Origin of the sequence: Paenibacillus rhizolycopersici, assembly GCF_014947195.2 — a bacterium.
Classification (GTDB): Bacteria; Bacillota; Bacilli; order Paenibacillales; family Paenibacillaceae; genus Fontibacillus; species Fontibacillus rhizolycopersici.
In genome coordinates this window covers 78,225-88,269 of the sequence record NZ_JADCNN020000019.1, presented here as the reverse complement: position 1 = coordinate 88,269, position 10,045 = coordinate 78,225, and the positions used below count along the sequence as shown (strand labels likewise).

10 protein-coding genes are annotated in these 10,045 nt (G+C 51.2%); 1 reads left to right on the top strand and 9 read right to left on the bottom strand.

Translation table 11 applies throughout. The annotated features are described in order from the left end of the window. Window positions 1-108 precede the first annotated feature (108 nt). Complete coding sequence (icd, locus tag IM700_RS17960; protein WP_155604949.1) at window positions 109-1,404, bottom strand: NADP-dependent isocitrate dehydrogenase; 1,296 nt, start codon at window positions 1,402-1,404, stop codon at window positions 109-111. 86 nt (window positions 1,405-1,490) lie between these two features. After that, the gene (citZ, locus tag IM700_RS17955; protein ID WP_155604948.1) at window positions 1,491-2,603 is read right to left on the bottom strand and encodes a citrate synthase; all 1,113 of its coding nucleotides are present in this window, start codon (window positions 2,601-2,603) and stop codon (window positions 1,491-1,493) included. A 350-nt stretch (window positions 2,604-2,953) separates the two neighbouring features. Here citZ and ytvI point away from each other — a divergent pair, with 350 nt between their 5' ends. Beyond that, window positions 2,954-4,072, top strand: a complete 1,119-nt coding sequence (ytvI, locus tag IM700_RS17950) for a sporulation integral membrane protein YtvI (protein ID WP_193418180.1) — start codon at window positions 2,954-2,956, stop codon at window positions 4,070-4,072. A gap of 51 nt (window positions 4,073-4,123) precedes the next feature. Here ytvI and IM700_RS17945 read toward each other — a convergent pair whose 3' ends face one another. From IM700_RS17945 to IM700_RS17915, 7 genes are all read right to left on the bottom strand, one after another. Beyond that, a complete protein-coding gene (locus IM700_RS17945; protein WP_155604946.1) occupies window positions 4,124-4,516 on the bottom strand; it encodes an FxsA family protein in 393 nt (130 codons plus the stop codon). A gap of 65 nt (window positions 4,517-4,581) precedes the next feature. Then, a complete protein-coding gene (locus IM700_RS17940) occupies window positions 4,582-5,001 on the bottom strand; it encodes an acyl-CoA thioesterase (RefSeq protein ID WP_193418182.1) in 420 nt (139 codons plus the stop codon). A gap of 129 nt (window positions 5,002-5,130) precedes the next feature. Then, complete coding sequence (gene pyk, locus IM700_RS17935; RefSeq protein WP_155604945.1) at window positions 5,131-6,552, bottom strand: pyruvate kinase; 1,422 nt, start codon at window positions 6,550-6,552, stop codon at window positions 5,131-5,133. Window positions 6,553-6,799: 247 nt separating this feature from the next. Continuing rightward, a complete protein-coding gene (locus IM700_RS17930) occupies window positions 6,800-7,885 on the bottom strand; it encodes an acetyl-CoA carboxylase carboxyltransferase subunit alpha (protein WP_193418184.1) in 1,086 nt (361 codons plus the stop codon). Beyond that, window positions 7,886-8,779 (bottom strand): acetyl-CoA carboxylase, carboxyltransferase subunit beta, encoded by an 894-nt coding sequence (gene accD, locus IM700_RS17925; protein WP_193418186.1) that lies wholly within the window; start codon window positions 8,777-8,779, stop codon window positions 7,886-7,888. Between the two features lie 119 nt (window positions 8,780-8,898). Then, on the bottom strand, window positions 8,899-9,087 hold the full coding sequence (locus IM700_RS17920) for a hypothetical protein (RefSeq protein ID WP_036624401.1): 189 nt from the start codon (window positions 9,085-9,087) through the stop codon (window positions 8,899-8,901). A gap of 202 nt (window positions 9,088-9,289) precedes the next feature. Next, entirely contained in the window at window positions 9,290-9,784 is a 495-nt protein-coding gene (locus tag IM700_RS17915; RefSeq protein WP_155604943.1) for a phosphatidylglycerophosphatase A family protein, read from the bottom strand. Window positions 9,785-10,045: the final 261 nt, after the last annotated feature.

Below are 10,045 nucleotides of genomic sequence, written 5' to 3'. Positions count from 1 at the left end.
CGCCCGCCCCGAACAGACTCGGGCCGGGCAAAAAAGACCCTCCCTATGAACGCTAGGGAGGGTTAATGTTAACGGAGGTTGCATATCCAAAAGGTTAGAATTAGCTAATTACATGTTTTTGATGACATGGTCGGCAAACTCGGAGCATTTCACTTCCGTTGCCCCATCCATCAAACGGGCGAAGTCGTAAGTGACTGTTTTATTGTTGATTGAAGTTTCCAGACCCTTATAGATCAGGTCCGCCGCTTCTTGCCAGCCCAGATGCTCCAGCATCATAACGCCGGATAAGATAACGGAGCCCGGATTTACCACGTCAAGGTCAGCGTACTTCGGCGCCGTACCATGCGTTGCTTCGAAAATGGCATGCCCCGTTACGTAGTTGATGTTGGCGCCCGGCGCAATACCGATGCCGCCAACTTGCGCTGCCAAAGCGTCGGACAGGTAGTCGCCGTTCAAGTTCAACGTAGCGATAACTTCGAAATCCGTTGGCCGCGTCAACACTTGCTGCAGTGCGATATCGGCAATCGCATCCTTGATGATGATTTTTCCTTCGGCTTCCGCCGCCTTTTGTGCTTGGTTTGCTGCGTCAGCGCCGGATTGTTCCTTGATCCGGTCGTATTCGGCCCATGTGAAGACTTTATCGCCGAATTCCGCTTCCGCGACCTCATAACCCCAGTTCTTGAAAGCACCTTCGGTAAACTTCATGATATTGCCCTTGTGCACTAAAGTGACGCTCTTACGGCTATGTTTGATCGCATATTCGACCGCGGCGCGGACGAGGCGTTTCGAACCTTCTTCTGAAACCGGCTTAATGCCAATCCCGGATGTTTCTGGGAAGCGAATTTTGTTGACGCCCATTTCATTTTGCAAGAATGCCAGGACTTTCTTAACTTCCTCGGAGCCTTCTTTATACTCGATGCCGGCATAGATGTCTTCGGTATTCTCACGGAAAATCACCATATCCACGAGTTCCGGACGTTTAACAGGAGAAGGCACACCTTCGAAATAACGAACTGGACGAAGGCAGACGTACAGGTCTAACTCCTGGCGGAGCGCTACGTTTAGCGAACGGATGCCACCGCCGATCGGCGTAGTCAATGGTCCTTTGATGGCCACAATATATTCGCGAATCGCGGTCAGCGTATCAGCTGGCAGCCATTCCCCGTATGTATTGAAGGCCTTCTCGCCGGCAAACACCTCGTACCAGGCAATTTTCTTTTCCCCGCCGTAGGCTTTGTCCACGGCGGCATCCAATACGCGTTTCGAGGCTTTCCAAATATCGCGGCCCGTACCGTCACCTTCGATAAAAGGAATTACAGGATGGTTAGGCACCTGAAGCTTCCCATCCTGAATCGTAATTTTCTCGCCTTCAGTAGGAAGATCGAACTTTTCCAGTTTCAACATTTTAACGGTTTCCTCCTTCAGTCTGTTTGCTGCATCTCACGGTCTCCATTTTACCACAATGTTCCTTGGAGCTCCCGCATGGCTGTTTATCTTAATTCAATGGGAACGTATTTCTGATTGGTGACGCCCGTATATTCCGCACGCGGACGAATCAAGCGGTTATCTTCCAACTGTTCCAAAATATGCGCCGTCCATCCGGACAACCGGCTGATCGCAAAAATCGGTGTAAACAGGTCGCGCGGAATGCCCAGCATCGTGTAGACGGAAGCGGAATAGAAGTCAACGTTGGGCTTCAGCCCTTTTTGACCTGTGACAAGTTGCTCCACTTTAACGGAAATATCATACAACGTGGAGTCGCCTTTAAGAATGCTCAACTGACGCGACATATTCTGCAGATGTTTCGCGCGTGGATCGCCGTTTTTGTAAACACGGTGACCAAAGCCCATGATTTTCTCCTTGCCGGCCAGCTTCTTCTGAATGTAGGGCTCCGCTTGCTCCAACGTGCCGATCTCAGCCAGCATATTCATCACCGCTTCATTCGCACCGCCGTGAAGGGGTCCCTTCAAGGTGCCGATCGCCGAGGTAACCCCGGAGTAGATATCGGACAACGTCGCAATCGTCACGCGGGCCGAGAACGTCGACGCGTTCAGCTCATGGTCAGCATGCAGAACTAACGCTTGATCCAAGGCACGAACCGCAATCGGATCCGGTTCTAAGCCGGTTAGCATATACAAGAAGTTGTGCGCGATCGATACGTCCTTCAGCGGGGCGATCGGTTCCTGGCCTTCCCGAATTCGGGCAAACGCAGCAATCAGGGTCGGAATTTGAGTCTGGAGCTTAATCGCCTTCAATTGGTTGTTTTCTCGGGAGTTGTCATTGGCGTTCTCATCATACAAAGCAAGAGCCGATACGGCAGTACGAAGCACTGCCATCGTGTTGGCAGTCTGCGGATACAGCTTCATCTGTTTCAGCACCGCATCAGGAACCGCGGCATAATCGCTTAATTGCCGCTGCAAGCGTTCCAGTTCAGCTTGATTGGGCAATTTGCCGTACCATAACAAATAAGCCGTTTCTTCAAAACTCGCACGTTCCGCCAAATCATCGATATTAATACCACGATAGGCGAGTACGCCATCATGAATGGAGCTGATCGAAGAGGTTGCCGCAACAATGCCTTCCAGGCCTTTCGTAGCTGTCATGAACCATCTCTCCTTTGTTAACATTTTGTGAGCAAACAAGCCCCTGAAAACATTTTCAAATTGAAAGTTTTAAATTTTCGAAGTCATGCAATACCGGGCCTATAATTGCAGAAATATTGCTCCACTGCTTACTTCTTCATCATACTGGATTTCCGAAAACATGGGAACCGCTTCAGCACTGCCGGGTACATTAAATGATTTTATCACAACAATAAAGAAATTTTGTAAACGATTGCAGTTGTGCAATGAATTATATCACATTATTCGAAAGATGTTTGAGGCGGAATACTCGCGGCGGACAAATAATAGAGTAGAACTAGGACATGTATTGGGAAAAGGGGAAATGCCACATGGATCACGTGATCGTCAAGCGCGTGCTGCGCGGCAGCTGGATATGCGTCGTCCTCATCAGCTCCATCTTGGCCGTCTACTGGCTGCTCCCGCTGGTTTATCCGTTCTTGATCGCCTGGCTGATCTCCTATGCGATGCATCCGTTTGTCATGTGGCTCCAAAAGAGTCTACGGGTACCAAAGTGGCTGGCTGTAACGCTCTCGCTGCTCATTTACTTTGGAAGTGCAGGGATTATTGTGTCCGCGGCGCTAACGCGCCTCGTTAAAGAGTTAATCCATTTGGCCGAATCCTTCGATTTGCGCATTGCCGAGTGGAGAAACCTGTTTGTTTCATGGACGCAAAGCGAGGGCATCCAATCGATCATTACCGAGATCAACCGATTTATCGCCGATAACCCCGGTTACGAAAATACCATCCATAAAAACATCGACAACACCGCCGAAAGAGTTGGATCCTTTGTTTCTCATTTCGTCAATAATGTGCTGGAAACGATCGTCACCTTGCTCTCCTCCCTCCCCAATTTAGGGGTCATTCTCGGCGTGATCCTATTGGCTACCTTTTTTATCAGCAGCCACTGGGAGCGCGATATGCGGTTCTTGGCTAACTCCATACCTACACCGTTTCGCAAAACCGTAGGCGCGATTTGGCGCGACCTGCAGCGAGCTCTCTCAGGTTATCTGCGCGCCCAATTCATCATGATTTCCATCACCGCGTTTATCGTATTGCTCGGCTTACTTATTTTGGGCGTCGATTCCGCCTTTACCTACGCCCTGCTGATTGGACTTGTCGATTTATTACCTTATCTAGGCGTCGGAACGATCATGATTCCTTGGCTGATTTATGCCTTCGCCACGGGCGACGTCACGCTGGGGATCGGACTTTCCGTGTTGTACGGGGTCATCCTGCTAGCCCGCCAACTGATTGAACCTAAGGTACTGGCCAGTAGCGTTGGACTGGATCCCTTGCCCACGTTGATCGCGATGTTCGTCGGCCTCAAGCTGTTTGGCGTGTTAGGACTGATCATCGGCCCGGTTACGTTGGTCATTCTAGGTGCCGCCGTCCGTGCCGGTGTCGTCCGTGATTTGCGAAACTATATTGTACACGGCCGTTTGAGATAAAAAAAGGGCATCCCGTCTTCCAAGACGAGATGCCTTTCTAAAATAAATCCGTTAACGGCGGAAATACGTGATCGTTCCGTCTTTCATCTTCTTGCTGACCCATTTCATGAGCGGGATCCGATACAGCACACGCGTTAGCGGGAACACCATCGTAAAACCGATGAGATCGGTAATGAAGCCGGGGATCAGCAGCAGGATCCCGCCGGCAAACACGCATAATCCATCCAGGACCATTCGCCCCGGAATTTGTCCGCCGCTCATTTGGGCTTTGGCATCCGCCAACACTTTACGCCCTTCAAATTGCATCATCAACCCGCCGAGCACGGACGTTGCCAGCGTCAGAAAGATCGTTTTACCGACACCCAACCTCTCGCCGACGTACATATACCCCCAAAATTCTACGATCGGAATCAACACAATGAGAGCGGCTATCCATTTACGCATATCAGGACTCCTTTATCACATTCCTGTACTTGTATTTTACCGCCTCCACGCCGGATAATCAAAATTTACGATTTTCGGGCTTCCTCCAGCGCCGCATACCATTCCGGAAATACCTTCTTGAACTGAACCGGTTTGAAGTTCTCGCGGCGAACCACATAGTGGGAAGAAGAACCTTCTACGCAAAGCGTGCCTTCCCCATTGTACACCTCATAACCATAAGCGGTTTTGACGCCGCTGTTCTCGATGACCCGTGTCTTGAGCAACACGGTTTCCCCATAACGGATTCCGCGTTTGTATTCTACCTTCATTTCGTGAACGGGAGAAATATATCCGGCCTGCTCCATCTTGACATAATCAAAGCCAAGATTTCGGCTCAACTGCAGCCTCCCCAGCTCGAACCATTCCAGGTAATGGGCGTGGTAAATAATCCCCATCATATCGAATTCCGAATATTTCGGCTCAATCACCACTTCGCATACGTACACTCGATTCGCTCCTTTCCGGGTTTCCCGCCAATCTATCGCATGATGGTTTTGCGGCAAAAAAAGCAATGGTCCCGAGCGGGCCCCATTGCCTTTTGTTGTGACGATAAGTCAATCTATTTATTCCTATGACTACTTGCGGATTTGCCCGATTTTCACCAGGTTGGTCGAACCGGAACGTCCGAGTGGTACCCCAGCCGTAATCACGACGAGGTCGCCTTCCTTCACGAGTCCGGAATCTAGGCCGCCCTTCATCGCTTTATCGAACATTTCGTCCGTCGTGCTGGCCGTATCGCCTTTCACCGGCGTTACGCCCCAGTTCAGGGCCAGACGGCGCAAGGTTTGATCTTCGGTCGTCACGGCGATGATCGGTGCTTTCGGACGGTATTTGGAGACCATCCGTGCCGTATAACCGGTTTCCGTCGAAGTAATGATCGCTTTGGCATTCAGCTCCAATGCCGAGTTGGCAACCGCTTGGCTGATCGCTTCAGTAACCGTCGTTTGTTGTGCATTACTTTGTTTAACGAAGATTTCACGGTATTCCAAAGCGGATTCCGCTTTCTCGGCGATGCGGGACATCGTCAATACCGATTCCACCGGATATTTCCCGGCAGCCGTTTCGCCGGACAACATGATCGCATCGGTACCGTCGAAGATGGCGTTCGCCACGTCACTTGCTTCGGCGCGAGTAGGTCTAGGGTTGCGTTGCATCGAATCAAGCATTTGCGTCGCCGTGATCACCGGTTTCCCTACGCGGTTACATTTCTCGATCATACGTTTTTGTACGAGAGGCACATCTTCCGCTGGAATTTCTACACCGAGGTCACCGCGGGCAACCATCAGGCCGTCGGAAACTTCCAAGATTTCATCGAGGTTGTCAACGCCTTGTTGGTTTTCGATTTTAGAAATGATTTGGATATGAGCTGCGTTGTGTTTCTCCAGCAATTGACGAATTTCAAGCACGTCGCTCGCTTTACGAACGAAGGAAGCGGCAATAAAATCGATGCCTTGCTCGATCCCGAACTTGATGTCGTTAGCGTCTTTCTCGGTGATGCCTGGCAGGGAAATGTTTACGCCTGGAACGTTAACGCCTTTTTTGCTCTTAATGGTACCGCCATTGACGATACGGCATTTGATTTCCGTACCTTGAATCTCGACGACCGTCAAACCAATCAGACCGTCGTCAATCAGAATCGTCGAACCGACTTCCACGTCTCCAGGAAGTTCTTTGTACGTAATGGAGATCCGTTCCTTGTCGCCGAGAATTTCTTCGGTCGTCAAGGTTAGGAATTCGTCCTGTACCAGCTCGATCGGTTCTTCTTTCAGCTTACCGGTACGGATTTCAGGACCTTTGGTGTCCAACAGTATGGCGATAGATTTCCCCAGCTCTGCACTCGCTTGACGGATCGTCTTGATCCGGTTACCATGCTCCTCAAAATCACCGTGGGAGAAGTTCAGGCGAGACACGTTCATTCCGGCCATAATCAGCTTCTTGATGTTTTCTAACGATTCACTGGAAGGACCGATAGTACATACGATTTTTGTTTTGCGCATTTGGGTTTCCTCCGTTTAAAATAGTTCTCTCTATATAATCTTTTCCAACAACTAAATTTACTACAGTTTTGTCGATTTGTATAGGAAGTTTATCATATTGTAACGAACATTCCTTCAAAGCATGCAAAGTTACTCGATTCACGCATCTCATCTTGGTGCCTAAATTTGCATTATTCCCTGAGTACAGCGAAAATAACCTTGCCGTAGGTCCCCATAGGTTCCACCCGTAAGGTTATCGCTTTGGATCTTAACTTTTCTCGGCGGTATGGGCCTCAGAGGCAGCTGCCGATTCGCCAGACGCATCCACAGGAGCCTCATCCTCGATCACGCCGGCAACTTCAGCCACGCTCTCCGATGCGGCCGGAGCTTCCGTCTTGCTGGCCACTTGAAACTCGCCGATTTTGCGGAATTTCCGGTATCGATCTTCCACGAGTTCATCCGGATGCAAGTTGGATAGTTCCTCCAGGTGTTGGAGCAGCGATTCTTTGATGGCTTCCGCGGTCGATTCGTAATCCCGGTGTGCTCCACCGCGCGGCTCGGGAACGATCTGTTCGATCACCCCCATCTCCAACAGGTCTTGAGCGGTGATCTTCATCGCTTCCGCCGCCTGATCGGCCTTGGAAGCATCCTTCCAGAGAATGGAGGCCGCTCCGTTCGGCGAAATGACGGAGTAAATCGCATTCTCCAGCATCAGCACGCGGTTACCTACGCCAAGTGCAAGCGCCCCCCCACTGCCGCCTTCACCGATGACCACACAAATCACGGGAACCCGCAGCATCGACATATCCCGCAAATTGCGAGCGATCGCTTCCGATTGCCCGCGCTCCTCTGCCGTAATTCCCGGATAAGCGCCTTTTGTGTCAATAAATGTAATGATTGGGCGCCGGAACTTGTCCGCTTGCTGCATGAGCCGCAGCGCCTTGCGGAATCCTTCCGGATGCGCGCTGCCGAAGAAGCGGGCAATATTGTCCTTCGTATCCTTCCCCCGCTGTTGTCCGATCACCGTGACCGGCATTCCGCCAAGCTTGGCCAATCCCCCAACAACGGCAAGATCGTCGCCAAATACCCGGTCCCCGTGGAGCTCAATGAAGTCCTCAAAGATCAGGCCGATCATATCGAGTGACGTCGGGCGTTGATGATGCCGGGCCAGATGCATTTTTTGCGAAGGGGAGATGTTGCTGTAGATCTCTTCCTCCAGCTGCCGATAGCGCTCTTCCAGACGTGCAATTTCTTCCGTAAAATCGATGCCCTTCTCGCTGCCAAACTGCTCCAGTTCCAAAATCTTCTCGCGCAGCTTCACGAGAGGCGTCTCAAAAGGCAATTCGCCTGCCATTTATGCTCCTCCCTTCACGCCGTGCAAATCTAGCAACTTCGCCAGCGTCGACTTCATGTCCTTCCGATGAACGACAAGATCGAGCTGACCGTGTTGCAGGTTGAACTCGGCCGTCTGGAAATCGTCCGGAAGCTTCTGACGGATCGTCTGCTCAATGACGATTCTTCCGGCAAATCCGAATACGGCACCGGGCTCGGCCACAATAATGTCGCCAAGCATGGCAAAGCTAGCCGATACGCCGCCCGTCGTTGGGTCCGTAATGACCGAGATGAATAGTCCGCCATGTTCGCTTAATCTAGCCAACGCAGCGCTCGTCTTGGCCATCTGCATCAAACTGAGGATGCTCTCTTGCATCCGCGCTCCACCCGATGTTGAGAAAATGATCATCGGCAGGCGTTTCTCCGTAGCCGCTTCAATCGCTCGCGTAATTTTCTCCCCGACAACCGAACCCATGCTCCCAGAGAAAAAATCAAAGCTCATCACGGCAACCACGGCAGGAAAGCCCTGAATTGTCCCTTCGCCGGTGACGACCGCTTCGCGTAGACCCGACTTCAGGGTTTGCTGCTCCAACTTGCTGGCGTAGCCCGGGAATTCTAAAGGATCCACGGAAACGAGATCCGCATCATATTCCGTAAAGCTACCTTCATCGAAGGTATAGCGAATCCGCTCCAGCGCGTTTAAGCGCATATGATGTCCGCAAGCCGGGCACACCATATAATTCTTCTCCAGCTCTTTACTGTACTGAATCGCGCCGCAACGGCCGCATTTATTCATCAGACCTTCCGGAATTTCGCGTTTCGGACGATCCGCCTGCGGCGTGCCCTCTTCGCTGCCAGTTCGTCCGGAAGGAATGGTCGCGTACTTCCTCTTCTTCTGAAACAAATCTTTGAACACAACTACACCTCTTCAGCCGTTTATTTATCGTGGCAGATCCAAAAGTCTATAAAGCCCAGTCGACCCTATGAACCCGCACTTCCAGGCCTTATCTGCAACTAGGAATCTCGAATCCCCTGCTAAGGATGCAAAATCGAATTCAACACTTCTTGCACTTCTTCCAATTCCCCGGAAGGAACCAGAATCTCAAACTGCTGTTTGGATAAATTAACAGGACGTGTTTGGACGAGAAAGCCTTCTTCGGTGAGTTTCGTCTTGATCATATCCGCAACTTTCGCGGTAGGCGCGATATACATAACAGTCCACATGCCCTTTTCAAAGCCCCCTAACCTAATCTTTGAGCCCGTATAATAGAGTAATGATAACATAATTTTCAAATTTCCCGCAACAAAAGGAAAACCGCGCCGTAAGCGGCCCGGTGCAGGGAATTGCCGCAGGGCCCGGCGCTTCTTGTAGAAGGAGCGCGGCCTATCGGTGGGGGCTGGGCGCTGTTTTCTTTTTCTTTTTCGCTTAAGAGGAACTAGGAGGGTAGGTAGCGGCTTGCTCGTGCTTATGGGCAATTCGGGCGGAGGCGGCGGCCGCGAGACCCGCAACCAAGTCGTCGAGAAAGACGTGAATGGAATCCCCGCGATGATTCAACTTCCCGATGATTTCCGGTTTGACCTTGTCCAAATAACCAAAGCTTGTAAGTCCGATCATCCCGAACACGCTCGTAATGCCCAGCGCCATCGTCTCATCCACCCCGTAGAGCGGCTCGTCGGCCTCCATGATGGCTTGCAGCGGTTCCGGAAGCTGCTTCTGCTCAGCCAGCTCGTCGAGGGCAATCCCGGTGAATAAAGTATATTGGACTTCTCTTTTTTGCAGTACGGCTTTCACGCTCTCCAAACATTGGTCCAATGTCAGATCATCATGATACGCGGTTTGCAGCGCATGAACAATTTGAGCAATATCCTCCAGCTTCACTCCGCGGCGCAGCAGTTGCGCTTCCGCCAATTCATAAGACATACGCATCTTCCTCCCCTGATTCCGAGTACAACGCCGCTGCCTGTTTAGACTCGATGCCTGACGCGCTGCCGGAATCCGCTCTCGGGCGTTCTTGCCCGGTTCTTGGTTTTTCGTGTTTCTAAGTGTATGCACGATCCTTCGAAAATGTTCGTTCAAACTTGTCCGGAACCGGATACGGTGATCCCCTGGGCCATTTTTAAGTAGGCCGATCGACAATTGTTGGCGGAGGAATATGTGGATAATGAAGGTGTTGGTCGCTGG